Origin of the sequence: Rhizobium rhizogenes NBRC 13257 (assembly GCF_000696095.1) — a bacterium.
Taxonomy (GTDB): domain Bacteria; phylum Pseudomonadota; class Alphaproteobacteria; order Rhizobiales; family Rhizobiaceae; genus Rhizobium; species Rhizobium rhizogenes.
The window spans coordinates 69,614-95,353 of record NZ_BAYX01000016.1 but is presented as its reverse complement, the minus strand read 5'-3'; the positions used below and the strand labels follow the sequence as shown (position 1 = coordinate 95,353).

General features: G+C 58.0%; 29 protein-coding genes. 12 read left to right on the top strand and 17 right to left on the bottom strand.

All coding sequences use genetic code 11. The features are described from left to right. Positions 1-350: 350 nt before the first annotated feature. The 14 genes from RRH01S_RS27955 to RRH01S_RS27890 form a co-directional block, all read right to left on the bottom strand. On the bottom strand, positions 351-986 hold the full coding sequence (locus RRH01S_RS27955; protein WP_065695875.1) for a hypothetical protein: 636 nt from the start codon (positions 984-986) through the stop codon (positions 351-353). A gap of 184 nt (positions 987-1,170) precedes the next feature. Next, on the bottom strand, positions 1,171-3,534 hold the full coding sequence (locus tag RRH01S_RS27950; protein ID WP_042475849.1) for a type IV secretory system conjugative DNA transfer family protein: 2,364 nt from the start codon (positions 3,532-3,534) through the stop codon (positions 1,171-1,173). Then, positions 3,531-4,655 (bottom strand): P-type DNA transfer ATPase VirB11, encoded by a 1,125-nt coding sequence (gene virB11, locus RRH01S_RS27945; protein ID WP_178128734.1) that lies wholly within the window; start codon positions 4,653-4,655, stop codon positions 3,531-3,533. The genes RRH01S_RS27950 and virB11 overlap by 4 nt, the downstream gene beginning before the upstream one ends. Next, entirely contained in the window at positions 4,603-5,886 is a 1,284-nt protein-coding gene (virB10, locus tag RRH01S_RS27940) for a type IV secretion system protein VirB10 (RefSeq protein WP_042475845.1), read from the bottom strand. Before virB10 ends, virB11 begins: the two co-directional genes overlap by 53 nt. Then, positions 5,876-6,679: a TrbG/VirB9 family P-type conjugative transfer protein gene (locus RRH01S_RS27935; protein ID WP_234711769.1), complete on the bottom strand. Its 804-nt coding sequence runs from the start codon at positions 6,677-6,679 to the stop codon at positions 5,876-5,878. The genes virB10 and RRH01S_RS27935 overlap by 11 nt, the downstream gene beginning before the upstream one ends. Further along, the gene (locus RRH01S_RS27930; protein ID WP_042475842.1) at positions 6,676-7,422 is read right to left on the bottom strand and encodes a VirB8 family type IV secretion system protein; all 747 of its coding nucleotides are present in this window, start codon (positions 7,420-7,422) and stop codon (positions 6,676-6,678) included. The genes RRH01S_RS27935 and RRH01S_RS27930 overlap by 4 nt, the downstream gene beginning before the upstream one ends. 33 nt (positions 7,423-7,455) lie before the next feature. Beyond that, positions 7,456-8,481 (bottom strand): TrbL/VirB6 family protein, encoded by a 1,026-nt coding sequence (locus RRH01S_RS27925; RefSeq protein WP_234711768.1) that lies wholly within the window; start codon positions 8,479-8,481, stop codon positions 7,456-7,458. Between the two features lie 13 nt (positions 8,482-8,494). Beyond that, on the bottom strand, positions 8,495-8,692 hold the full coding sequence (locus RRH01S_RS27920) for a hypothetical protein (RefSeq protein ID WP_234711767.1): 198 nt from the start codon (positions 8,690-8,692) through the stop codon (positions 8,495-8,497). Between the two features lie 12 nt (positions 8,693-8,704). After that, entirely contained in the window at positions 8,705-9,439 is a 735-nt protein-coding gene (locus tag RRH01S_RS27915; RefSeq protein WP_042475834.1) for a type IV secretion system protein, read from the bottom strand. A 13-nt stretch (positions 9,440-9,452) separates the two neighbouring features. Next, a complete protein-coding gene (locus RRH01S_RS27910; RefSeq protein WP_234711766.1) occupies positions 9,453-10,100 on the bottom strand; it encodes a hypothetical protein in 648 nt (215 codons plus the stop codon). Continuing rightward, positions 10,097-12,541 carry a VirB4 family type IV secretion/conjugal transfer ATPase gene (locus RRH01S_RS27905; protein WP_042475831.1) on the bottom strand — a complete coding sequence of 815 codons (2,445 nt, stop codon included), beginning with the start codon at positions 12,539-12,541 and terminating at the stop codon, positions 10,097-10,099. The genes RRH01S_RS27910 and RRH01S_RS27905 overlap by 4 nt, the downstream gene beginning before the upstream one ends. 25 nt (positions 12,542-12,566) lie before the next feature. After that, positions 12,567-12,863, bottom strand: a complete 297-nt coding sequence (locus tag RRH01S_RS27900; protein ID WP_042475828.1) for a VirB3 family type IV secretion system protein — start codon at positions 12,861-12,863, stop codon at positions 12,567-12,569. After that, positions 12,863-13,216, bottom strand: a complete 354-nt coding sequence (locus RRH01S_RS27895) for a TrbC/VirB2 family protein (protein ID WP_080705488.1) — start codon at positions 13,214-13,216, stop codon at positions 12,863-12,865. The genes RRH01S_RS27900 and RRH01S_RS27895 overlap by 1 nt, the downstream gene beginning before the upstream one ends. A 16-nt stretch (positions 13,217-13,232) precedes the next feature. After that, entirely contained in the window at positions 13,233-13,937 is a 705-nt protein-coding gene (locus tag RRH01S_RS27890; RefSeq protein WP_042475826.1) for a lytic transglycosylase domain-containing protein, read from the bottom strand. A 92-nt stretch (positions 13,938-14,029) separates the two neighbouring features. Here RRH01S_RS27890 and RRH01S_RS34235 point away from each other — a divergent pair, with 92 nt between their 5' ends. The 7 genes from RRH01S_RS34235 to RRH01S_RS33245 all read left to right on the top strand — a co-directional run bounded on the left by RRH01S_RS34235 (position 14,030) and on the right by RRH01S_RS33245 (position 17,493). After that, positions 14,030-14,500, top strand: a complete 471-nt coding sequence (locus RRH01S_RS34235; protein ID WP_080515912.1) for a hypothetical protein — start codon at positions 14,030-14,032, stop codon at positions 14,498-14,500. Positions 14,501-14,547: 47 nt separating this feature from the next. Next, complete coding sequence (locus tag RRH01S_RS27885; protein WP_234711765.1) at positions 14,548-14,928, top strand: hypothetical protein; 381 nt, start codon at positions 14,548-14,550, stop codon at positions 14,926-14,928. 18 nt (positions 14,929-14,946) lie between these two features. Further along, complete coding sequence (locus RRH01S_RS27880) at positions 14,947-15,396, top strand: hypothetical protein (RefSeq protein WP_042475817.1); 450 nt, start codon at positions 14,947-14,949, stop codon at positions 15,394-15,396. Continuing rightward, positions 15,393-16,061 (top strand): hypothetical protein, encoded by a 669-nt coding sequence (locus tag RRH01S_RS27875; protein ID WP_042475816.1) that lies wholly within the window; start codon positions 15,393-15,395, stop codon positions 16,059-16,061. The genes RRH01S_RS27880 and RRH01S_RS27875 overlap by 4 nt, the downstream gene beginning before the upstream one ends. Further along, positions 16,058-16,636 (top strand): thermonuclease family protein, encoded by a 579-nt coding sequence (locus RRH01S_RS27870; RefSeq protein ID WP_042475813.1) that lies wholly within the window; start codon positions 16,058-16,060, stop codon positions 16,634-16,636. Before RRH01S_RS27875 ends, RRH01S_RS27870 begins: the two co-directional genes overlap by 4 nt. A gap of 57 nt (positions 16,637-16,693) precedes the next feature. Continuing rightward, on the top strand, positions 16,694-17,029 hold the full coding sequence (locus tag RRH01S_RS27865) for a DUF736 family protein (protein WP_052365309.1): 336 nt from the start codon (positions 16,694-16,696) through the stop codon (positions 17,027-17,029). Positions 17,030-17,115: 86 nt separating this feature from the next. Further along, positions 17,116-17,493 carry a thermonuclease family protein gene (locus RRH01S_RS33245; protein ID WP_234711764.1) on the top strand — a complete coding sequence of 126 codons (378 nt, stop codon included), beginning with the start codon at positions 17,116-17,118 and terminating at the stop codon, positions 17,491-17,493. A 17-nt stretch (positions 17,494-17,510) separates the two neighbouring features. Here the strand turns inward: RRH01S_RS33245 and RRH01S_RS27855 are convergent, their stop codons facing one another. Together RRH01S_RS27855 and RRH01S_RS27850 are read right to left on the bottom strand one after the other, a co-directional pair. Further along, the gene (locus RRH01S_RS27855; RefSeq protein WP_042475809.1) at positions 17,511-18,281 is read right to left on the bottom strand and encodes a hypothetical protein; all 771 of its coding nucleotides are present in this window, start codon (positions 18,279-18,281) and stop codon (positions 17,511-17,513) included. Between the two features lie 16 nt (positions 18,282-18,297). Continuing rightward, entirely contained in the window at positions 18,298-19,737 is a 1,440-nt protein-coding gene (locus RRH01S_RS27850) for an SMODS domain-containing nucleotidyltransferase (protein WP_042475807.1), read from the bottom strand. 419 nt (positions 19,738-20,156) lie between these two features. On the opposite strand from RRH01S_RS27850, the gene RRH01S_RS27845 reads away from it, so the two are divergent. From RRH01S_RS27845 to RRH01S_RS27835, 3 genes are all read left to right on the top strand, one after another. Continuing rightward, the gene (locus RRH01S_RS27845) at positions 20,157-20,819 is read left to right on the top strand and encodes a DUF433 domain-containing protein (RefSeq protein WP_042475805.1); all 663 of its coding nucleotides are present in this window, start codon (positions 20,157-20,159) and stop codon (positions 20,817-20,819) included. Beyond that, entirely contained in the window at positions 20,816-21,241 is a 426-nt protein-coding gene (locus RRH01S_RS27840; protein WP_042475804.1) for a DUF5615 family PIN-like protein, read from the top strand. The genes RRH01S_RS27845 and RRH01S_RS27840 overlap by 4 nt, the downstream gene beginning before the upstream one ends. Positions 21,242-21,412: 171 nt before the next feature. Beyond that, the gene (locus RRH01S_RS27835) at positions 21,413-21,823 is read left to right on the top strand and encodes a GNAT family N-acetyltransferase (protein WP_052365306.1); all 411 of its coding nucleotides are present in this window, start codon (positions 21,413-21,415) and stop codon (positions 21,821-21,823) included. Positions 21,824-21,997: 174 nt separating this feature from the next. Here the strand turns inward: RRH01S_RS27835 and RRH01S_RS27830 are convergent, their stop codons facing one another. Then, entirely contained in the window at positions 21,998-22,939 is a 942-nt protein-coding gene (locus tag RRH01S_RS27830; RefSeq protein WP_042475801.1) for a LysR family transcriptional regulator, read from the bottom strand. 196 nt (positions 22,940-23,135) lie between these two features. On the opposite strand from RRH01S_RS27830, the gene RRH01S_RS27825 reads away from it, so the two are divergent. After that, on the top strand, positions 23,136-24,728 hold the full coding sequence (locus RRH01S_RS27825) for an ABC transporter substrate-binding protein (RefSeq protein WP_042475800.1): 1,593 nt from the start codon (positions 23,136-23,138) through the stop codon (positions 24,726-24,728). Between the two features lie 6 nt (positions 24,729-24,734). Next, on the top strand, positions 24,735-25,712 hold the full coding sequence (locus RRH01S_RS27820; protein WP_042475798.1) for an ABC transporter permease: 978 nt from the start codon (positions 24,735-24,737) through the stop codon (positions 25,710-25,712). The last annotated feature ends 28 nt before the right edge of the window (positions 25,713-25,740 follow it).

Here is a 25,740-nt window from a genome sequence, read left to right as displayed (position 1 = left end):
GCCAAAGCGGCGTCACTGCTTGACAACTATGCGTTTTATGGAGAAGATCACCGTACTTCTTGTGGGTGATGAACCCCGTATTCAAGCATTGAGCTTTGACGGATAGACCTTGAAAGCGCCAACTTTCAGGGTCTTTTTCGTTGTGCCGTGTGCTGTCCTTTCACCTCATCAATCGAATCATCGAATGCCCGATCAATGGTGTAAATCGTTGATATTGAACCCGTTCGCTTTCAAGCAGTTCAGGGGGAACCGCTTAAACGAGCAATATAGCAAACGATAAGGTGAATACAAGCAGCTGCGAATCTTCCCGGGCGACTGGGCGGTCACGACGGCATCTCAGCAAGAGAATTTCAGGAGGGCGTGATGTCGTCGATCACCTGCCCCGTGACCTCGAGGTGAGCGGCATGGATCGCTTTGAGAGCATCCGGGCGGATACTAAAGATCTTGGCGGCCTTGCCCTTTCGAACCGACGGGGCGCTGCGAACATCAATGACGCCTCGGTCCTTCATGATCTTTGCCAACCCGGTGATTTGCGAAACGTGGTTGTCCGTGCAGTTCGCGATGGAGCTCGCCGTCGGCTTTCGGCCAGCGGCAATCTCTGCCGCTACTGCTCCTAGAAAACCAACCTGCCTCAACCGCGTGGATCCCGTATCATTGGGGAAGCGCGACGCCAGGACGACATAGAATAGCTTATGAAGGCTATCAGCCGAGATAGGCTCGACGCTGTTCGTCTTTTCAATGGCTTCGTCTTGCGGCTGAGCCGGGAAGACAGGTTCGGTCTCGGCCTTCTCTTCTACGCCCTTTATCTGTGCAACAACGAGCTTACCCAGAACGAAAGGAAGTCGCTCCTCGACTTCTGCTGCAAAGCGCACAACCCAGTCATGAGCTTCCCGCGGCAGGAACACACGCGATTCCGTCAGGTGGTCACCGAGCGATTTCGCCCACCAGGCCCGGCGATAAGCGTTGTATTTGTCGCGTGATGTCATGATGAACGTAAAGCCAAGAAAGCAGGTCGACGGAAATGGGCCGAGCGATATGGACGCTCTTCGTCTTCATATAGATCAGAGATGCGACCTGCAAGGCAACAGCCGTTGCGCGTATAAATTGATAGTCAAACTTAAACTTTATCGCGATTTTCCAGCTTTGCTGACGATCCCGTTGTTGTTCGATTTACCAGGAGGAAACTGGTAGACGGTTCTCCTCTTCGAATTCCGTCATGGAATGTTCCAATGCAGCCTTAAGATTGCCGAGAGCCGCCGCGAGTGCGTTCGGATCGCTATTCTGCTCATTGCCGATCGCGGCTTCCGCAACGTCCGTGACCTGGTCTATGACCACCTGGGCCGATGAGAAACCCAAGTGCAGATGGTTGGTCTCGTCCTCGTCGGCATTAAGATCACCCGCCACAATTGAATTGATGCCGCGCGAGAAAAACAATTCCTCACGCTCCGCCCTGTCGGAGAGCCGTGCGCCAATGACAGCCCATCGCGCTTCAGAGATCGCCTTGCGCAGCGGCCAGACCGACGCCAGCGCCTGCTCTCTTGCGCGTCTGTCCTGGCGAACAAAGCGGCTTTTCTCTCCTTTTATATCCCCGATCGTTCCAGGCGCCGTCCTCAGTCGAAATAGGATATCGGCGGTTAGCTGGTCGTCGATCGCCGCTATCGCCGATCGATAGATATGCATGAGCCGCGCTGGCTCGACGAACACAGCGCCCGCGTGCTCCAGCACGATCATCTCGTGGTCAATGGCCCGGGATTCCCGCTGTTCAGCCCGAACTTCTGGCAATTCCACGATCAACCCCAGTGGCTGAGGCTCGAATAGTGGCCATTCGGTCCTGATCCTGACCTGCGGAATCACAAGCTCGCTCTTCCATCCCTCAACCTCCCGCCGTCGCGCTATAAACCTGATATCGCTATAGAAGTTCAGCTTGTTCAGGATCGCGCCATAGCCGCCGCGTATCTGCAAAATGGTATTGTTGTCATCCAACCGCTGCACCGAACCTGGATCCATCAGCGGCACCAATTCAAACCGGCCCGACGATGCCTGCTTTCCAAAGAGAAGCCCAGTCTGCCGCCCCCAGCCCTCACGCTCCACATATTTGCGACCGAGATTGTCGGAGACGATTTTCGCCGTGGCGTCATCGCCAACGGCGATGCTGAGCTTGACGTCCATGTTGCCCAGAAGCGCATTCCGGGTTTGCTGGCCGTACCGCTCGTCGAGTTGCGGAATGTTTTGGGCGACGAGCGCGATCGTTAGTCCGTAGCCAGCGACGAGAGGGGCGCGCTTGATGATCTCGGGCAATCGCTCGAACTGGTAGAACTCGTCGAGCATCATCAGGATCTTGTGCGGTTCGTCGGCGCCAGGTAGCGATCGTAACATCACATCATGGATCTGCTGGATCAGAAGCCGGATAATCGGTTCCACCGTCCCGAAGTCCGAGACAGGTGCTGCGATGAACAACGAGAACGGCTTGCGACGCAGGCTACGGATGTCGAAATCACTGCCTGAGCAAGCCTCAGCGATCAGGAGGTTGTTGAACCCAGCAAGCGCCGTCGTCACATGCCCCTCGAACGAAGGCCGCTGTTCCTCGTCACGCCCGAGATGTTGGCGAAAGCTTCCCAGAATAAACTGGTCGAGCTCCGGTTCATTGTCGATGATCTCTTGCAGTACGGCCGAGAACGAACGGCCGGTCGAGAATAGCCGCAGCACGGAGCGCAAATCTCGCCTGCCCTCCATTGTCGCCGACTCCAGCACATAGCCTAGAGCGCCGGCAAGCAGCCCTCGAGCGGTTTGTTTCCAATAGGCCTCCTCCTTCTCACCGATCGGTAACAGGGTTGCTGCCAGATTGATCAGATCCGTCGACCGCTCCGGCCAATCGCGCACGAAGTCGAGAGGGTTCCAACGATGCGAGCGAGCCGATCCGGGCGCGAAGACATAGCACTGCTGTCCCATCGCTAGACGCGCCGACCCGGCCAGCGTGTAGTTTTCGAGCTTCACGTCAAGCACGATGACCGATCCCTCATACTCGAGAAGGTTCGGCATGACGAAACCGCGACCTTTGCCGGAGCGGGATGGGCCGTTGACGAAGAAGTGGCTGTCACCGCTATAGCGGACGTCGACCGCATTGCGGCCCTTGCCGAAGGTGCCGAGCAGCACCGACTTGCCAGTTGCGCCGCCCAGTAGCCCCGCACTCTCGAGATCCTTGAGGGTCGCGAAGCGGGAGCCGTCAGCTGGTGGACGGACTTGCCAGGGCCGCTTGATCGCCAGTGTGATCGCAACAGCGACCACGGCACCCAATACCAGCGTCGAGACCGTGGCAGCGGAAATCAACTTCGTGACGATCGGATTGCCAAGATAGGTCCAGGCTTGCTTTGCCGGCATTAGCACGTCGCCGCTCACAAAACTCTTCCACATGGTCGAACTTTTCAGCATCAGATAAGAGCCGGCCGCGTAGCTCGCCGACCAGGTGTAGAAGGCAGCACCTGCGCCCACGATCGGTCCCGCGACGAGAGCCACGACTTTCTCGAAGCGGTTCATCGACTGCTCCATTTGCTGAAATAGATCTCGCGCACGCCGCGCTTCATGGTGGCGGGATCGCGGGCCACCTGGATGACCACGGGCACGACGAAGCGCACGAACTCCATCAGCTCCGCCTTCGTCAGCCCAAGCCCCGCCTGCATCGTCGCCATGGCGAGCCGCTCATAGGCGCCGCGTGGATTGTCGGCATGCAGCGTCGATAGCGACCCTGGATGCCCGGTATTGACCGCCTGCAGGAAACTGAAGGCTTCTGCACCGCGGATCTCGCCCATGAAAATCCGGTCCGGACGGAGACGCAGTGCTGCCTCGAGGCATTCCTGCATCGTGGTCCGTGCCCTGCCCTGCCCGCCTTTGGAGGTAACGAGCGCCAGATAGTTCGGCTGCGAGGGTTTTAGCTCCCGCGTGTCTTCGATCGACACCAGCCGCTCCCATTCCGGCACGTCCTTCAGGAGGCCGTTGAAGAAGGTGGTCTTGCCGCTCGATGTTCCCCCGGAAATCAGCATCGTGATGCGGCTTTCGACCGCAAAGCGCAGCCATTCACGCCGCGCCGCCGGCGATGGATCCGTTAAGCGGGCGATCAGTTCCTGCTCGAGATCGCTTAAGTCCTCACCAGCCGCCATACCGGCCCCGGTCACCCTGACATCATCGAGCCCGCCGAGCGCGACATAGTCATCGAGCGTCATGTCGCGGATGACCTGCTTGCGGATTGCGAAGGCGCCGCCCAAAACCGCGACCGGAGACAGCACCGCCTGAAACCGCTCGCCATGCGGCATGGCGGCGGACAGAAGCGGCGTCTCCTCGTTGACGCTTTGCTGTGTCGTTCCGGCAATCATCTGCGCCAGTGCCGTAATCGCCCTCTCATCGAGCGCCGGCACGTCGTAACGGATCATATGATGGCTATTGAGGCTCTCGATCCAGATTTCTCCAGGTCGATTGCACATGATCTCGATCACGGTTGGATCTTCCAACCACTTCCGGATCGGCTGGGCCGTCTGCCTGACATAGACGGGCAGGCTGTCCCATAGGGATTTTGGATCCTCGGACACTGGCTCTTCGGACGTCAGCACGTCATTGGCCGGAGGTGCCGGCCGTATTCCTGATCCGGGCGCGACGAAGTTCATTGACGGCTTCCTTGACTGGGTCAGGGTACAATGAGGAGAAATCGAGATCCTTTCGGACGAACACCATGATCTGAGTGCCCTGATCGACATAGATCGTCGGCGGAATATTGATCGAATCCTTCAGCGCTATGTTCGCCATCTCAGCCATCGTCTGAGAAAGGGTTTGTTGTGCCTGGGTTTGTGCGTCCGAGCTCGTTGACGACGACGAGTCTGAGCTGCTGGATCCATCACTGTTCAGGCCGGCAACAAAGGAGGAGATACCTCCGACCATGCTCAGCACCGCAGCGGCGCCGAAACGCTCGAGATAGTGCTTGTCGACGAAGCCGGCCAAGCCTGAGCGGCCGAGATCGTCCGTTCCGTAGGAACCGAGGGCGACAGATGTCCCGTCGCTGCGCAGCGCTCGCGTCCAGACGATCAGGATACGTGTCTGACCACGCGCCATCCCGCTCTTATACTCGCCTGTCAGCATGGTCCCTTTCGGCAAAAGGACCCGCCGCCCATCGAAGGAATAGACATCGGTCGAGATCACGGCTCTGACCATGCCAGGCAGATCGGACTGGATCGCCGTTTCGAGCACACCGCGGATCAACGTTCCCTGGGGAATAAGCGCATCAATCCGATCGTTGCGGGAGGCCGTCACCGTCTCGATGTCCTGAGATCCCACCGACTGCACGAACCTGCGGTTCGGGTCTTCGTCGGCACTGGCATTCGCATTGCCACCGGAGCCGGCATTTTGCGCAGATGCCGCACCAACAACGGAAGCAGCACTTTCGCCCCTGACGGATTGATCAACGACCAGCATGTTTGAGCGGAGCCGGGCCTGGCGCAGCTCCTCTTCTTTCCTTGCCCGCTCCGCCTCTTCAGCAGCACGCCGTGCCGCCTCCTCGTCGATGACCGGCGGCATGACGACCGGGGCGGTGATCTGTGGTGGCGGAATTACCGTCGGAGTGGGTGTCGGCGGCACAAGAACGAGCTTGTTGTCAGAAGGCGGTGGGCTCAAGTTTGCCGGGTCGAAGTTCAGGTGAGCGGCGTGGCTCGCCGTCTTGAACTCCTCATTTGCCTCCGTCTTCCGGGCAGCCTGTGGCTTGATGAAACTGACATAGCCGGCATAGCCAAGCACCACCAGAGCAACTGAGGCCAACAAAACCGGCATCAACCTGCCACGCCGGCTATCCACGGGCTTGGCGACCGTCTCGACAATGCGCGCCTCTTCCTCGAAATCAATGGCCATGGCTGAGCTCCTGCGGCTTTCCTTCTGCCGGCTTCGGGGTGCCGATCGGGGGCTTCATATTGAAGACACAGGTCACGACATTGCCGGACCGCAGGGTCCATTGGCGGGCAACCTTATCGACGACGATGTAGTCGCCCTCGCGCCGGTAGTTGACGAGAGATTCGCTGCCATCGGATTTGACGGCGAAGAATGCCGGAACTTCTCCGCTGAACTGAAAGAAGGTCTTCGTGCCGTCGTCGAACGTGGATGTCGGCCTGGCATCGACAGCGCCCTTATAGCCATAGTCGTAATTGATCCGGCCTGGGTTCGCCAAAGCCGCGCGAACATTGGGCATGGCCGCATTCAGGCGGGCGGCCGCCAGCAGATTGGCATCCAGCGACTCCTCCGGATAGGAAAAACGGAGTTTAATGACGGCACTTTTCGTGTTGCCGGGCTTCGCCCCATTCAGAAAGAAGGTGTAGACCCGCTTCGAGGTCACGACATTCATATTGGTTTGCGCGTCAGGCTGCAGTGGCTTGATGAACAAGAAGCGCTTCGATTGATCCGGAACGGCTTGCCAGGCCAGGCTGTCACCCATGGCAACTGTTGCGATCTGTTCGTCCTCATTGAAGACGATCATCGTCGACACGCCCATCATGCCGGCGAGATAGACGACATTGTCCTTCTGAAACGGAACAGTGCGAATGCGGGCGTCGGCCCGTACAGACTGCGGCTGCACTTCCGCCAAGGCGATCGGCGCGCGCGCGACCATCATTGCGGCGGCAGCCGCTACAAGAAAATGCCTTGTCCTCACTGGGCATCCTCCCCAGAGGTGACCGTTTCCTGATCGCGGCGATATTCGGTCACCTGGAACCCCAAGGGATTGTCGAAGCGCCAGTCGTTTCGCATTGGCTCCGAGGTATATTTGAAACGGACATTGGCGACCCAATGGTCCGTGACAGTCGGACCTGATGTGCCGGAGCGGGTCGTCGAGAAGCGAACAGCCGCCGTATTGTCGTTCAGGAAAATCACGCTTTTGACGAAGACACTGACCGTCGTGTTGGCGCCGTAGACCTTGACGGGATTGGCCAGGTTCGCGCCGGAATAAGCGTTCGCCAGATCGGCGGCAGCTTTGCCCGTTGAATAAAGCGATGCCAGGTCGAAATTATCGCGCAACCCCTTCGGGTCATAGGTTTCGCGGGCACGAATGAAGCGCACGATATTCGCCCGTGTCACGGCTTCATTTTGCGTGAGGTCGCCGCGCTCCTGCAGCGGCCGGCTTGCCTCGATATAGCCCGTCGTCTTGTCCACCTCGAGCACAACGACATCAAAGGATTTGAGTGGCAAGAGCATCCAGAGAAGACCGATCGCCGCCGCCAAGGCAAAGCCAAGCAGCACCGCAACCACTCTCCATACGCCGCGAGACATGGCCACCGAACGATAAACCGAGCGCTCCCACCGTTCGCCCTCGCTGTAATAGCGGGAATCGATCACGCCGGAATTCGTCACTCGGGCAGGCGTACCGAATTCGGCCGCCGCATTGTCAGTCTTCACCATTCCCAGATCTCCGAGGGTCGCTATTCGACAGGCTTATTTGCGAGCATTTGCGGCGGCGGCGCGGACCTGCGCTGCCGCGGGATCGCCGTCCCCGATCGTCGCCGGGCCGCCGGGCCTTTGATTGAACAGATATCCGCCAGCCTGGGCGGCGCCTCGCCCGGAACCGGCGGCAGCTCTCCAGGCAAGCCTCGCCGTCATCAAGCCTGCCGCTGCACCGAGTGCGTCAATTCTTGGGCCCCCGCCGGCGATTGCCAGTGCGATCGAAATCGAGTGGGTCAAGAGGAAGGCTGTCACGATCGACATCAGCATGAACGGAGCCAATGTCGTCATGTTTGCAGCACTGGCATCGGCGGTCAGCGCATCGACCCTGCCCTTCAGCAGGGTCAGCATAAAGCCCAGGATGACATAGACGATGATCGGCAACAGCGCATAGCCTGCAAGACTGGAGATCCAGCCGTCCACGACCCGTGAGGTCACATTGAAGAGCGCGCAACACAAGACGATCGGCCCGATCGCCAGCAGAATGAACATCGTCATCTTGCCGATCATCAGCAGCGTGACGGCGATAGCGCAGAGAATGCAGACGACCGCCAGCACGACGATCGCAAGGATGTACATGCCGACAGCCGTGATGCCACCGGCATCCGCCATCGCCTTGACCACCGCAAGCCCGCTATTCCAGATATCGGTCAGGCCTTGGGTGACGGACGATCCGGAACTACCGTCCCCGCCGCAATTGCTGCCGCCGGTCGACTGGCAGACAATAGTCGCCATACCATCGGGCGCTTCCAGGAGGGGCTTTACGATCAATGGCTGATAGGTGGCCCAGGACACGATCAGGGTGTAGCAGATGAATGCCCGACCAAACCGCCAGACGAAGGTGCCCGCGGTCATCTGGGCACGACCGAACAGCATCTCATATCCCCACCAGACCACATAGACGGTGAGGGCCGCCAGAAACAGCGGCCCGAGATAGCTGGCAAGCGTCGTATACATCGTCTGCACCGCACTGACGCCCATGCTGTCGATTTTGCCAAACAGGATATCGAACGGGTTCATGCTGCCTCGCTGCTCAAAGAATGGTCACGGCCTTTTGGCGGACCATCGGCCCGCAGCGATCATTGGCGGGACTGGCATAGGCTTGCGTGGAAAAGACGGAGCTGATCCCGGCCGAGCACGGAGCCTTGAGCTCCTTATGGCTGGCGCATCCCGGCAAGGCAGCAAAGGCAGCGACTACCAATGCGAGGAACTGCACTTTCAGCATTTGCATCATCTGCCCCTTTCACTGGCCCACGAAGGAGACTTGGCCTGCCTCATAGGTCATGAATGCCGCCGTCGCGGCTTCCGCCGCCAACTGACGCACCTGTTCGGCATTAAGGGCTGCGTTTCCGGCATTCACAGCACCGACGAGTTCGTTGACCGTTTGCGCGGTCTGGGTCTGCACTTGCGAATTCTGATCGATCGAGCCCTTGATGTCGGTTGCCGTCCCGATCTGCCCCTGAACCGCCTGGAAGGCGGTCGAGCGTTGCTGGGCGCTGTTTTGCGTTCCGGCGATGGAGGCGGTCAGCGCCGTCGCCGTATTCACCAGGCCCTGATAGGCCTTGTCGCCCCGCGTCAAATTTGCACTTCCGGTCTGGCCGGACAGGGTTTTGACCAGGTTCAACCCGTTCAGGATCGTTGCAGCGGTATTGCCGAACGAACCGAGATTGCCCCAGGACATCTGACCGCTGAGAAGTGAGGAAAAATCGGGCGCGCTCCCGATCGAAAAGCCCGAGCCAAGAGCCGTGCCCGCGATCTCACTGGTCGAGCGATTTCCCGTGACCGCAGCAAGCGTCCTGTTTACCGTTTGCAGGATATCGCTGTTCGACGACATGATCTGAGCAGTGTTCGAGGCGGTCTTGGTGGCCTGTGACAGGGTCGCGTCGTCGATGACAGGCACCTGGGCAAAGACACCGCCGCATGGAGCCACTGCAATGACGACGACCAGGGCAGCCGGCAGGGTTTTGAATATTTTCATCCAGTGATTTCTCCTATTCATTGCCGCCGACGAACGAGACCGAGCCCGGATCGTAGGTCATGACTTTTGTCGCGGCGCTTTCGGCCGCGGCTTGATCGACAAGCCGCTGGTTTCGTAATTGAACCGTTGTTGTCACCGCCTGGATTGTCTGGTTCCAGATCTGCGCGCCGGATAGACGCGCCGCCGTGTTCTGGTCGAAGGCGCCCTGCAGGGAATTGGCGGTGCCAATCGCGGTCGCCTGGTTCTTGAGTGTCGACGTGTTGGCGCTGATCGCGGCGGCGACCGCCGCCAACGCGCTCACCACCTGGCCTGTGTTCTTCGTCTTCAATGCCTGCACGCTTTGACCGACGGCCAGAAGGATCGACAGGTCGCTATTGGCTATCGAGGTTCCTGAAAACGGCGACCCGGAAATACCTGCTCCACTGACCTGCTTAATGCCGGCGAGATCACCCTTCGATGTCACGCTGGTTGTCACGCCACGCGAGGGGGTGACGGAGGACTGTTTGAAAGTGCGTGCTCGTTGCATGCAGGCGGCGGTATTCGTCTCCTTCGTCGTCCGTGCCGCATCATTGACCGGCACCTGTGCCAGCGCCGGTGAGATGGCCGAGGCTGCGATCAGCAGCGCGAGGCACAATTGAATGTCCCGGTCGCGTGCCCTCATTGCGCTTCCTCCTGAATTCCTGAGGGATTGGAGGGCTCTTGCCGCCAGCCGCAGAAATACGGGAGCCAGTTTTCCGGAGCGTCGCCGTAGCGGTGGCGCAGGCGCTCACACTCCGCGACCGTCTCCGCGCGGCCGGACAGGACCTTAATGAATTCAGGGAGTGCGGAGAGATCCAGACGTGCGATCACGCTGTCGTGATCATGTTTGACCAGGAATTGCCGGCTCGTCGACGAGGTCGATTTGACCCATTCGAACTCGACCTCGGAAAGCCCGAAGCTCGTCACATAGCTTTCCCGGTCCGCCTTCGGATTCGGGAAGAAGATGTTCGTCGGGCTCTGCTCAAGAAGCGTGTGGGCGATCCGCGATGTCGTGATGTCACGGGCTGACTGCGTGCCGATCCCGACAATGCCGTTCTTCTTGCGGATGGTTTTGAGCTGGTCGTTGATGAAGGCGCCGGCCTTATCGTCGCCGAGAAGTTTCCAGCCCTCGTCGACGAAGAGCATCATCGGCCGCTCACCATCCAGCATCTGGCCGATCCGGAAGAAGATATAGCCAAGTGCTGCTGTGCGGATTTCCGGATCGTCAAGCACTGCCGTCAGATCAAAGCCGAAGACGCCACGATCCGAATCCCAGAGATCCACCGGGTTGTTGAACAGCCATCCACGCGTGTCACACCAGGCCTCAAAACGCGATGCCAGATCGTCCCGCCCGGCAGCCTCGCCACCGCGCAACAGATGGATGACATCGGAGAACAATCGCTCCCGAATCGGCACGTTGAAGATATGGTCGACCGCCCGAGCAAGAATCTTCTCCTGTTCGGCCGACAGCTTTTCGGCCTCATTCTTCGGCCGCACCAGATAGCTCAAGAGATCGTAGACGAACGCCCGGTTGTCGGGACTGTCTTCGAGCTGCAACGGGTTGAAACCTGAGGGCGTGCCGGGCTGCAGCACCTCATATTGGCCGCAGCAGGCACGGATAAAAATCTCGCCGCCGCGGTCCTTGTCGAAGAAGGCGCAACGTGGCTGCGGCCTTGCCCGCATTGCCTGCGACAAGAGAAACAGCAGCGCCACCGTCTTGCCCGACCCTGTCGGGCCGGTGACGATGAAATTGCCGACTTCGCCCTTATGGAAGTTGAAAAAGTAAGGCGTCATCGACGTGGTCTGCAGCAACGACACCGCCGGCCCCCAGTGATTGCCGCTGGGCTTGCCGAGCGCAAAATTATGGTACGACGCCAGGCCGCAAAAATTCCGTGACGAGATCAGCGCCCGCCTGGCAATATAGGCAAAATTGCCCGGAAGCTGCGCATAGAAGGCGGGCTCGGCATTCAGATCCTCGCGCACCGCCACCATGCCCGCATTTTGCAGTTCCTTGGTGATTGCCTGGGCGCTGGACTCGGTTTCCTTGATGGTATTGCCGAGCGCCATGACCGTCAGATGGTGATAGCCCATGACGCTGCGACCATTGACTAGCTCGTCCTTGGCAATCGAGATCGCGCTTTCAAGGCTGGTGCCACGTTCGTCCGAAACGCTGATCTGACGTTCGATCCGATCCATCTCGGACAGGATTGGCGCGCGATCCTGCAGTGCAAAGCTTTGCGAGACGACAAATTCGCCGGGGATTTTTAACAGCCCGTCGATCATGCCTGAAGCGGTGTAGGGCGGGTATTCCCGGATCGACAGCATCGCGCCAAAACGGGTGTCATCGTCGCTTCCACCTCGCATCTCGAACATGCGACGCCCGAAGGTAATACGGCGTGTCGGCAGATATTGGTCGAGCGGCATGCGTGGCAGTACCATGTTGACCTGTTGGCCGCCATTCAAAAGCATGGCCAGAAACTCCAACGGCTCAGAGGCAACACTATACTCGCGCAACGCTGCCTTCAGGATCCGAGCGCCATAATGCTCCATGCCCTTGACGATATTGGCGACATGCTGGCGAAGCTCCTGGAGTGCTTCTCGATCGAGCGCCTCCTCGGACAGGCCGGCGGCCTTGCGGAAATGAGACATCAGCGCATCGGCAAGGCCCACCCTCCCCTGAAAACCGCGCCGGATGATCGTCAAATAGAGTTCGTTGGTATACATGCGGCTGTCAGCCAGACTCGCCATATAGCGCTCGTCGAGATCTCTGCAGAACGGAATATCGAACGCGCCGCCGATATCAGGCGGAATACGACGCCGGACGATATGGGAGTAGACTGCAAACCGGCTGTCGGCGAGTGCGCGGATCAACGTGTTGCGCGCCGTCGCCTCGACATCGATGATTTGTTGATCGGCGGTCTGGTGACAAAAGCCATCGACCTTGATGATCGTCAGCAGCATGCCGTCTTTGGTCCGAAGCGTCTCCTCATCGACATGCCGCAGATAGGGGACATGCGCTGAGATCGGTTTTTCGCGGGCGATCTCGGCGCCGAAGCGAAGATCCTTGCGAACTGCCTTTTCCATCGCTGCCCCTTACTGTTCTGAAGAGTTACGGTTCATAGGAATTGCCACCCCAGAAGTGACGGTTCTTCGTCCAGGGGCATTTGGCGATCCGCACCCGAACGACGTTCGGCAGATGCGGATCGCGCACGGTGATGACGTAAGCCACGGCATGCAGAGGCAGGAAGAGAAGGAACATGGCCAGGTTCTTGGTGTTAAGGAATGTCATGACGACGATCATCAACTCACCGACGAACAGACCGATCGGCACGCCCCAGAACATCCTCGGCCGGGTGAGACCGAGAACGAGGGGTGCCACCTCCGCCTTTGCCTGGGCTTCGCTCATCAGCCGCCCAAACCGGAAGACATGGAGGATACCAGCTGCGCGCCGCCAAAGATGAAGGCGATACCGACGATAATGGAGAAGCACCAGCTCCACGGAATACGGCTCGTCAGCGCCATATAGCCGACCGCGGCGCATGCGATGGTCGCCGCGGTCGTGGCGAAGGTTCCGGTCATGAAGTTGAGAAGCGTCGTGAACACCGAATTGATCGGTTGGAAAATGTCACCGGCGGCATAAGCCATATCGGCATTGCCGATCGCCACGGCCCCGGCAATGCTCGCAAGGACAAGAACATTTCCTTTGATCGGTATCGAGGACATCGCGGACTGGACGAGTTCGTACAATTTTGACTTCATTTAGGTCTCCTTCTGGCTACTGCACGTAGAGAACCGAACCGCCGATCCAATCGCGATCGCGGGCTTCAGTTCTGGTTTGATTGATGGGAATTGGTTTGTCTGAGGATGGCGTTTCCGCCAGCAGGTTGACATCCGCCACAGCAGTTCTAGTGCCTGGTTTGATTGCCTGGCCGGACCGCTTGCCCCCCTCCATGACATTATCGAAGCCAAAATAGGCGTTGGTGACGAGTGCTGTGTAGGAAACGGTCTCGGCAATCGCCGGCACGCCACGGGCTGCAACGACGCGGCCCTCTCCTGCATTATAGGCGGCAACCACCAGCATGATGTTGCCGCCGAACATGGCGGAGAGATCCTTGAGGTAGCTGACGCCACCGCGAATGTTCTGAGCCGCATCGCAAATGTCCGCCACCTTGTAGCGTGCGGCCGTTGCCGGCATGAGCTGCATGGGGCCGCGCGCACCCGCCGGCGAATTGACGTGGGCGCCGAAGCCGGACTCCTGATCGGCAATGGCAAGCGCCAACCTGGCGTCAACACCCTGTCGCGCCGCTTCTTTCGTGATCAGCTGCCGAATAGTCTCCGCATCCGCCGCACCATCGGGGCAATAGGAAGAGACTGTGACGGAGGCAGCGGTCGAAATTGGCGACACGCCATTTGCCAGAACCAGCGACGGAAAAACAAGGGTTGTGACAAGCGCCGCAGCGCGCACGGAGGCTATGGACATTTGCGTCTCCTGATTTATATAGTGCATATATATAAAATCATGATCCATACGCAAGTGGCTTTGTAAACAGTTTGTAACGGGTGGGTATTCGTATGTTGCCGATCACTAGATGCGGTGTTTTTGCCTCGGCCACGCTCGCTTTTTGGCTCTCTGAGCACCAGCTGGCCCGAGCCGCGGATGCAGATTGGGGGTGTCAGATTGTCCTTTGCGTCGCAGCGCAAACCCCAAGCTGGCACGGCATCCCCTACTGTGTTCCGCCAATGCAAAAGCTGATTGCCGCAATGGCGTTGCCCGGTTTTTCCTGGCCGATCTGTACCGCTGCTGGCACCGGAGCACCCGGCTATGACGCGTTTGAAGATTGTCCGAGCGGGTATGTCGAAGCGGAAGCCCAATCCGGACACGGGGGCAACTCGGAACAATATTGCGCCAGGTACACGACCGAGCGCGGCGAGCGGATCGAGCTCGACCGTAAACCGCGACCCCGGAGGGACAGGCCCTGGTATTTCGACATCAGGCAGACGAGCGGCACAAGCACCCGTGCATGGTTCGATTTGAAGAAATAGCAGGCGAGCATCCGCTCGCCGAAACGCAGGTTCAAAGGAATATGCTGATGCGCAAGGAGATCTGGTTCTTCCATCGCCTGGGTTTGATAGAGATCGTCATTGCCGCGATTGCAATCAGCGTGACGACCACGATCGGCGGGATATGGGTCACGACCGCGGCGAAGTCCGTCTACATCAATCCGACGGACAACCTCCCCTACACTGTTCTGGTGTTGGTGCTCTATTTGCTCTTCAACGGCTTGCTCATCGGACTTTGCTGTGCGGCAGCACTATGCATCCTGAAGTTCCTATACGTCGCCCTCGGTGCATTCTATCGACTTTTGCGCACATTGCTGGCCCAGCCAATCCATCTTGCGCGCCTCATCACCGCGGGTTTTGCCGCGCTGATCGACAAGGCTCGTGCGATCCGGCGTCGTCTGTCACGCTAACCTTCCTCGAGGCCTCTCATGAAACCAATCCTCGCCGTTTTGGCCACGACCCTGATCCTCGGCCTAGCCTCCACTGACCCTGCTGCCGCCCAGGATGGCTATAAGCTTGCGCTCAAACTCACCGCCAAGGATGCCACGCATGATCCTGATGGCGTTTGGACCGACGACGATCTCGCCGGAATTCGACAGGCGGTAGGAACCGCCAAAATCTACACGGCGCGCATCGCAACGCCATCGGGGACGTGGCTACTGTCCCAAACAAATGGCGATTGCAATTTGCAGGGCATGTGCACCGCTCTGCTTGTGCAGATCAGGACCGGCACACCACCGACGCAAATGGCTAATCCACAGATGCCGCTTGGTGGCACGGCCATCCTATCGCCTGACACGAGGAAGCTCACGACCTCTGAAATCGGTGAGAACGGCAAGGCCTTCACCGGCTCCTATGAGGTGGAGCCCATTCGATGACATCTGTTGCTCTATCCACGCTTCCTTCCCCTTGGTTGCCCAACAAAAGGGATGTCTTCGCAAATCTCGGCCTGGCATTTGGTCTTGCCGCGTCCTTGGCATTCGCCGGCGAAAGTGCGGTCAGCCTTCTGAACGCCGGAATGCCGGCCGAATGTGCCGAGTACGCCTCCAACGTCAGCCAAAGCGAAGGAAATTTCAGCAGCGTTTCTCCCGTCGTCAACGGAACGCGCTGTTATGGCGCGTTCCAATTCTGCGATAGCGGCACGCTGCAAGCCTATTGGGACGGCTCGCGCGAAGATTTTTTGAACAGCCCTTCAGCACAGGTGACAGCCTGGCAGCGCTATCAGCGCGGCCAATGGTACGCGGCCCAGAAAAACGGCATGACGAGCCTGATCGGACAGCAGGTCTGCTACCAGGGGACATGCGCCACGATCTCGCAGTCGTCGATCCTCAAGGCATGTCAATTCGGCTGTGGGGTCGGCGGAAAGCTCTATAACCTCGCGAAGTCCGGCCTCGACTGCAACGCGGCCGGTACGCGCGATGGCGCCGGCACCAGCGTCTGTTCCTACCTCATCTCTGGAGCTGGCTACAATGTCGGCTGCATCACCAATTCCAATGATGGTGTGGACTGCACGCCTGTTGCTGCGAAAGAGGTGCGGCAATGAAGCCGGCGAGCCTTGGGGCAGTGAGCTTGGTGTTCACCGCAAGCGTCTTGGCAGCGACGGCATCCTATATCCCCGCGAACGCACAGTCCGCACAGCCATCATCCCACGTATTTGCGGTTCCGCAGTCCGGCGTCACCTTCCTGACCGGGGATAGCTGGCAACAGGCAGGTCAAACCATGCGCCTCTACGGTGTCCAGGCCTGCATTCGTGGCACGACCTATACCGACACGTCCGGCCAGAAGCAGGACTGTGGAGCTGTATCGCTGGCCATACTGGCTGCGATCGTCAAGGATACAAAGCCCACCTGTGCGCCGGTCGCCCAATTGACGGCGCCAGCCCCCGGCGAAGCCTCCACCATCCTCGTGATCTGCTCGGCCCATATCGGCAACAACGCCCTCGACGTCGGCACTCTGCTGATCACGCAGGGGTTTGCCTTCGCCGCCTTGGCCAACACCGGCAAGCCCGTCTACCTGCCCTATAGCCTTGAGGAATCGATCGCCCAGCAATCGCGCGTCGGGCTTTGGGCCTATCCCGATATGCCGCATCCCAATCGGATGCTCTTCTCCCGCCAATGAGATGCTCGTCGCCTGCGCCAACGATCTCGGTTCAATTCTAACAACGGAGAATGCTCTATGACTGCAAATACAAAAGAGCTGACGAACTATGTCGCGTTTTCCAAGGACAGGAAAAGCCTAAGAGGGAATTTCGCTTCGATTTCCTACGACATCGATGTTGCCGGCGAAACCTACATCAGCGACAACCCCAAAGCTCCGGCCTACCGCCTCTTTGCCGAGAGCCCAGTGGGCAGGCGCATCGAAATCGGCGGGATTTGGAAAAAGCAGAACCAAAGCGGCGGCGAATATTTTACCCTCGCCGTCAATACCGGGTACGGCAAGCTCAACGCCAATCTCGGCCGCCACCCCGGCCAGGGCAACGATGACCTGATGGCCATCATTCCATGGGATTGAGCGTGATGGGGAGGTTTTGCACTGCTATTGCGGTTCTCGCGCCTCTTTCCATGGGCATTACAGCGCCTGTCGATGCTCGAGGGGGAGTGGCCAATGTTTCGTTCAGCGTTCACGCGACCTATTGCGAGAACAGCGCCTGCGAACCCGTCACCTTGCGGATTTCGAGCGGTGACAGTTTCGTCATGCACAGATGGGGCGATCATCGAGAGCAGGTCAGGATCGCGAATATTGATGCACCGGACGAACACGCCCGATGCTTCGGCGAACGGACAAGCGCCGAACGAGCGGCCGATAGGCTCAGCCAACTCTTGAACCGATCGACCTTCACGATGGCCCGCATAGACACCGACCAACGCGGGAACTCGATCGCATTCGTCTCTATCAGCCGCCGCGACCTCGGTCATCAATTGGTGCGCGAACGGCTCGTCTGGCCGTGGGAACCGAGACACCGGTCCTGGTGCTGATTTTGGTAGTCACGGCCCTAGATTCCGAGCCGGCCTCGTATTCGATCCCATTCCTCCGTAAGAGCGATGTTGTGCTCATGGAACAGCTTCGAGGATAGGGAAATTGCGGCCGTCGTCTTAGCGGTTTCATAAGCGGAGAAGAAATCGATTGCCTGCGCTTGCGCGAGAGGCTTCGTGAATGGCTTCTTATTGGTGAAAAGCCTGTTCAGGTTGTCGAAGACCTGCTCGCTGCGGAAACGGAGCCACTCCATGCGAAGCCAGCGCGCTATGATCTCTTCGCTAAACAGGGCCTGCGCCGCTATTGCAAGAAACTCAAGATTGGAGGACCGGTTCAGCGCGGCGATGAGATAGACGACGACATATGCCACGGTTGTCGCCCGTTGCATCCGAAGCATCCTTCGCACGATAGCATTCGTGAAGAAGCTGCTTTCCATGACCGAGGCCGCCAAACGCTTGAACGGATTGGTCTGGTCGTTGTTGTAGTAGCCGACCGTCTCTTCGTGGGTCAGCGCTACGCCGAAGCTGTTAGAAAGTAGTTCCTGCTTGCGTTTATCTTCGGCGCGGGGGAAAAGATAGAGCCGCTGCATCAAGCCTAGGATGAAGAACAGGAATGCAAAGATGATGAAGGCTACCTGCAGGACGTCGTAAGTTGTGGGATGGGCCACCTTATCGGTCAGTAGCGCCAATACCGACAGAATGCAGCCTCCCCAGAAAAGACAACCGCCGAAAGACTCGGCATACTCCAATGGCTTATAATAGTTGTCACCGACGGTATCGACCTTCGCCATTTCTTCTCCCCTGCTCTTACTTGATGACGACGTAGAACGGCTCGCTGTAGCCTACCAGCCGATCATCTCGCCGCCTGATGATGAATGCTTCCGCCATGTGGACGCCGCGGTACTGCAGTTCTTCCCACCGCCTGTCACCTTCAGTGGGCTTCTCGAACCAGCCTCGCCCCTTGTTCAGCGCCATCGCGACCGCCCCGGTATTGGTGATGCGCCAACGGACGTAGCAGTCTGAAGGCACGGTCTGGAACTTATTGACGCGGACGTCGAACCACAGCCCGCCCCGCGGCGGCAGCGCTTCGCCCGGGTTGACCGGATGCCCCCTGCCCGAATGTTTCGATGCACGGTACTCGGCTGATATTCGAACGCTGCGAGAGATATGTTCAGCGGCAGCCCACGGAGGTCTGTGAAGATGGGTGGGCGTTCGGAACGACGATGGCAGGATGCTGATGCCGAAGTCGATGACCGTCTCGACTAGGGCGTCGAGGTGGGCCGCACCGTCGCGCAGAAGAGCAAGAGCCTGACTGCTGGCGGATGCTTCTGCCTTCTTGACGTTTTCGCTCTTGGCGAACTCGTCGCCGAACACCTTGCGCCACTTCTCGATACTATCGGTGCGGGTCTCCGCGGCGATCGCCTCGTCGATCCACTTCCGATACTTGTTCACGAAATTACGAAAGTTGGCATACTGGGTCTCGTTCCAGAGATCGGCGAAATCCTCCGACGGCAAGGATGGGTTCTCGACCTGCGGCTTCTCGGGACGATCCTGCAGCCAGTCGTCCAGTTTCCCAATGATCGTCTGCAGCGCGGTCGGTGTGTCGGCAAAACCCGCCGAATCCTTGTCCCACCACTCGATCCGATGGCCGATGAGGGTCGTCAGCAGCACCGACTGGCAACTGAAACGCTTCTTGATATTCCGGATGTACTTGATGAGCCGCGTGGCCTTGCGGAAGGAGTTGTTCCCGGAATAGCCGTTCTTCTCGCGGATCCATCGTGTGTATTCGACCGGCGACGACTCCTCGAAGCAGTCTTCTTGCTTGTTACAGACTTCAAGCGTTCCCTGATAATCGCGGTCCATTACCAGAGGCGCGATATCGATCTTGCAATCGTCGGCGTAAATGATCGTCACGCAGTAGTCATCGACCTGTGTCTTGTCGGAGTACCGGCCGCTTTCACGGAAGACCCGCCCCAGTTCCTTCACATATTGAGCTGCACTCCATCCGTCGACAGGCTTGACCATGACAAGAAGATCCGCGTCGAATTCACCGCCATCGACCGGACGAATGATCGTGTCGTGAGCCCACGACCCCTGCTCGAGGAATTTGGAGATTTTGGGCTCCCAGTCCGAAGCCCTCAGGAATGTTTTTATCGTCTCCACACGTTCTTCAAGTTGAGTAATGCGGGTTTGATTGAGATTGACAGTATCACGAAGAAATTCTTTGAAATCATCTGCAAGTTTCATTTTAGCCTCCGCAATACACGTAGGCTCACGAAGCATTGATTTCAACTGATGCGATCATTTTTCTTCGATAGAACAACTACCTTCTTTTCGCGAGGGAGCGAAGGCGTTCTCTCCACGTGGTTCGAATACCGCAACTGGGTATTCGATAACCCTGCATCAGAATCGCAATTTCCTCATTGCGAACAACACGGATTCCTCTCGCATTGGCTGTCTGATATAGACCGCTTTGCGCTGCCGCTGATGTATGCCGGATGGGCGCATCAGCGGTGCCTCGCCCTGTTGCTACCTGCCACGCGGTAGCGACAGGGCGATTTCCTCCGCAACAGCTGACCACGCCACGCGAATTCCATAGCGATTCTCGTGTTCGGAGTTGAATCTGATCGCCATAATGTATATCTTCCCCTGTATGGGAATATTTTATGGAGAGCAAAGTGCTCCGCGAGTCAAACCTGCTAAAGACGACCGAAGCGGCCATCGTCGCCAACGTCGATGTGCACCACGTTAACAAGCTGATCGACGAAGGTATCCTCCCAGGGGAACTCTTCGTCCTCAATCATGCCCGACGCGTGCTCCTTGGCGGCTGCGTGGCGATTAACTTCTACATTAATACCGCCGACATTCTTGACGCGTCGGCGCGCAGATATGCTATCCGCTTTCTCATGCCTCGACTACGCGATCTCTGGGCGTTCGATATTGACGGCAGCTCACCGGAAGACTGGTCCGTACATCGCAAGTTCGTAACCATCGATTTCGGTGACGTGGTTGCCGATACAAGAACCAGGCTCGACGTGCTGGAACGGGCGCGGGAAGCTGTCACATCAGATCCGGAAATACTTGGCGGGACGCTGGTTTTGAAGGGTACACGTGTTCCAGTCTACGGTGTCGCCGCAATGTTGTTGTCCGGCATTCCCCATGAGGAAATCCTTGAAGACTATCCGAGCTTGGACAAACTAAAGCTTGAACTCGCAGCGATCTACGCAAAGGCCAATCCGCAACGCGGCCGCCCTTCTGAGCGGATGAAGGTGCCAGCAGGCTCCAAACTCGAGGCCTACAAGACCTTTCCGCGCAGGAAAGCGGGATGAAGCTGCTAGTCGATGAATGCCTCAGTCCCCAGCTCGCGCAACGAGCTCGGGACGCAGGTTTTGGCGAGTCGTCACATGTCACGTGGATGAACAAGGCGGGCTGGAAGGACTGGGAGCTCAAGGGCTTCATTCTGGAGGGAGACTGGACGTTCGTCACAATTAATTCGGTCGACTTCCGCGGTCCTCGATCAAATCCTGGCTCGTCTGGTGAATATGCCGGCGTCGATCTCCATGCAGGCCTGATCTGTTTCAATGCCCCAGATGGAATTCGTCGAGACGCGCAGCTTGAGATGCTCGACGCCGCAATCCAGATCATAGAAGAGCACGGCGGGGAGATCATCAACATGCTTATCGAAGTCACGCTTGAAGACGATGGTATCGAAGCACAAATCTTCTCCCTGCCGCCGCAGGAACTGGACTGAGCGGTGGGACGACAGGCGCTCCAAGCATCGCGTTCAAGGCGTTGGTAAAAGATCGCGTTTCATCGAGCGAGCGGATCTACTTGAATATGATCGAGGACAACCCAAGAGGGGGAATCTTCTAGTCGAGTACGGGCTTTCGTCCTTACGGAACAATTGTGGGGTATGTGATAAATGACACCCTTTGAGACCACCGCTTCCAATCGAGAAAAGCCATTCCCGGATCTAACGCTTCGGACGGCAACCCCGGCGGACTATCCAATGCTTGCGCAGATGAATCTTGAGTTGATTCAGGACGAAGGTCACCGAAGTAACCTCGGACTTCCAGAACTCGAGAAGCGCTTCGAGCACTTCCAGTCGAAAGAAGATTGGATTGTCGAAGTGGTTGAACTCTCAGATGAACCGGTTGGCTTTGTCACATACCGCTTCGAGAAGGATGACACATTGTCTGCTGGCAAGCGTGCTTACCTCCGACAATTCTTCATTGCTCGCAAGAGCAGGCGGTCCGGGCTTGGCCGCGCTGCGATTGAATTGTTGCTAGATGAGCGTTTTAAGGAGCTCATGATCGTCCGACTCGAAGTTTGATTCCAACCCGAAAGGGTTTGGGTTTTGGACGGCCGTTGGCTTCCAGGGATACTCAAGAAATCTGGAACGCACGTCCGCGGCATCCAGCTAAGCAGAATATCTGCAATAGAACCCTTGAGATCATATTCTCTTGAAAAGCGGTTGTCTCACGCCGGATTCCTTTTTCTGTCAGCATCAAGCCAAAGAGTGGCCGGCAAATCCGAGCATATATTGTTTTGTGAACTCGACGACAGCTTCAATGAAGGACGCCTGCCTCGTCATCTTATCACTGCCTCGGCGCCAAAATATCACATATTCGTAGTTGACGGGCGGATGAAACGGAACAACCTTCAGGTCGAACATCTCGCACTGCCGAGCGATGAATTCATTGACGATGGTAACGCCGGACCCATGTGCGGCGAATGCAGCTGCAAAACCGATGGCGTCCGTGCGCACTTTCACCGTTGGACTGCGCCCTTTGTAGGAAAGGCCCTTCAAGGCCAGCGTGTTCGACGAAAACTCACGATCGAGTGTAATCATCCGCTCCGATGAAGTGTCCTCAGCAGTGATACGCTCCTTGTTCGCGAGAGGATGTTCAGGGTTCACCAGGCAGACGCTCTTGCTTTCGCAGATCGTCCGCCACTCGAAAAAGCGCTCGTCCAAAGGTAGTCTGGAAATGCCGATATCCGCCTCGCCGGTCAGCACATGCTGGGCGATTTGATCGTAACCTTGAGCCCGGATATAGAACTCCAACGAAGGGTCGATGCGCTCGAACTCCGCGACGAGCTTGGGAAGCAGCGAGAGACAGACCAGATGTGGAGCAGCGATGCTCAAGCTGTTTCGAGCGACGGCGAAGGACCCCAATATTTCCCGTTCGATATGGCCAAGGGTTTCGAAATAACGGTCAATCCTGCTGTAGATTTCGATCGCGCGGGTCGTGGGGATGAGGCCGCGGTGATCGCGCACGAATAGCTTCTCGCCTACCAGCTCCTCGAACTGCTTCAGGTGCTGACTGACGGCCGACTGAGTGATCTGTAATACCCTGGAGGCACGTCTCGTCGATCCCGATCGGATGATCTCCCGGAAGATCTGGGCTCGCCGTAACCCGATACCCTGCTCCTCGTGAATTTCGATCATGCTACGCTCCGTTCACTTGTCATCAGACGACCGTCCGACAAGCCTATTAGTAAAGCTAATAGGGCGGCGAGAAAACTTAATAAATTGACGGGTCTCCAAGATTTTCGAATTGTGTCGAGCAGGATTGCGTGAGGCGGAGGGAACGATCTTTCGATCGAATTACCGCTATTTACGTTGATAATAAGGGGAACTCCGGATGGGAACATCAACCCGCTTTCGCTCCGCCGCCCTGGGCGCAGCCGCCGTATTAATCACACTGTTCACTGGAGGTGCTGCACCTGTGGTAGCCCAGGAATTGCGCATCGCCACGTCGTACAAGCTGATGACGCTCGATCCACATTACTCGACGCTGAATGAGAACTCGTCGCTTCTTTCGCAAATCTACGAACGGCTGGTCTATCAGGACGAAAAGTTCAACTTGAAGCCCGACCTGGCCACCTCTTGGCAGCGGCTTTCGGATACGCGATGGGAATTCAAACTCCGGGAGAACGTCCGATTTCACGACGGATCGCCCTTCACGTCGGAAGATGTGATCTACAGCATCAATCGTATCCAAGCCTTCCTGAAGCCGCCAGGTGGCGGTTTCCAACCCTATACGAAGGCCATCAAGTCCGTCTCGGCTCCAGATCCGCGGACTGTCATCTTCGACACCAATGGCAGCCAGCCGACATTGCCCCTTTCGCTCTCCTCGATTTTCATCATGCCGAAGAGCGCGTCGGGGTTTAAAACCACGGACGACTTGAATGGCGGCGTGCCCCCGATCGGGACCGGACCCTACAAGTTCAAGAGCTGGCGCTCGGGCGAGGTTTTGGAGCTTACCCGAAACGAGGACTATTGGGGTGGGCGCCCTTCCTGGTCTGATGTCACCTTCCGGATTATCGAGAGCCCTGCCGCCCGCGTCGCGGCGCTCTCGACGAATGATGTCGACATAGCGGATTTCATTCCGGCGCGGGACGTTCCCTCCTTGAAGCAGCATGGGTTCAAGGTGGCGAACATCAGCGCCGCCCGCGTCAATTTTGTGCAATTCGACCTTGCGAGCGACAAGGCTCCGGGCGTCACGAACAAGGCCGGTGAACCGATCCCGAACCCGTTCCGTGATCCGAGGGTTCGGCGAGCGCTTTCCATGGTCGTGGATCGAGGCGTTCTCGTTGACAAGATCCTCTCCGGTTTTGGCACGGCCGCCGCACAGGTTTTTCCTCAAGGGTTGCCGGGCACCTCCCCCTACCTGACGGCAGGACCGCCCCGCTATCCCGAAGCCAAGGCCCTCTTGGCGGAAGCTGGTTATCCGAAGGGCTTCAATGTAGTTCTGGCCGGCCCCACCGGACGGTATCCGGGCGACGCGGAGTCGCTGCAGGCAATCGCGCAAAACTGGGCGCGCATCGGCGTCGGTGTACAGCCAGTTGCGGTTCCGTTTTCCGTATTCAACACAAAGCGCGCCGTGGGCGAGTACGGAATCTGGTATGGCGGCGGGTCCGGTGAGTCGGTGGACATTCTGCTCGACGCGCTCGTGGCATCACCGAATTCTCAACGCGGAACAGGAGCACTGAACTACGGGAAATACATGAACCACGCTTTCGACGAGATGCTCATCAAGGCGGAAACCCTCGAAGTCGGCCCCGACCGCGACAAGGCACTTGCGGATGCAACGGAATTCGTGATGCGCGACCAACCAATCATTCCGCTTTATCATTTCGATCATCTGTTCGGTTACGGTGCCCGTGTTGCATCCTACACCATGCATCCGCGTGGGTGGACGACCGCCATGCAAGCCGCACCGACTGCGAGGTGAGCGACCATGGCTCTTTTGTCCGCTATCGCTGGAAGGCTGTCACAAACCTTTCTCCTCATCTTCGTGATGTCGCTGGTGGGGTTCGTCGGCATTCATAGTGTCGGAAACCCCATTTACAACATCGTCAACATCGAAACCGCAACCCAGGAAGATATCAGACGCGCGACGATCCTCCTCGGCCTCGACCAGCCGCTATGGCAACAATATCTGGTCTTTGTCGAAAACGTCGCGACGGGAAGTTTTGGGATCTCCTATATTTACCACCAGCCGGCATTAGGGCTGGTTTTAAGCAAGCTGCCGGCGACACTCGAGCTTGCTGTGTTCGCGATCGTCTTCGCCACAGTTATTGGAACCGGTCTCGGACTGCTGGCAGGCACGCGTCCTGGTTCGACGCTCGACCGCCTCATCGTCACCTCGAGTGTTTATGCGCTCAGCATTCCGTCCTTCTGGCTGAGTATGATGCTCATCCTCGTCGGCGCCGTCATGACAGGCTGGTTTCCGCCGGGAGGTCGAGGCGCCACCGTAAGTCTCTTGGGCTACGACTGGAGCTTCTTGACCGGCGACGGGCTGAAGCATCTCGTTCTTCCGGCTCTGGCGCTCGCCATACCGAACATCGCGCTCATCGCGCGCCTTGCCCGCGCTGGCACGATTGAGGTCGAAAGAATGGAATTCACTCGATTCTGCTTGGCGAAAGGCTTGTCGAAGCAACGGATCCTCATCCGCCACACATTGCCGAACATCAGCCTGCCGATCGTGACGATCGTCGGGCTCCAGTTCGGCGGCATGTTGGCTTTCGCGGTGGTGGTCGAAACGATCTTTGCATGGCCAGGGGTTGGCAAGCTGCTGATCGATTCCATTCAGCTTCTCGATCGTCCGGTCGTCATGGCGACCTTGACCTTCACGGCGATCGCGTTCGTTGCCCTGAACACGCTCGTGGACCTCTTCTATGCGGTGCTCGACCCGCGCGTGCGGATTTCGGCCTAAGCGAGGAACGATGATGAAAGTCGAAGCT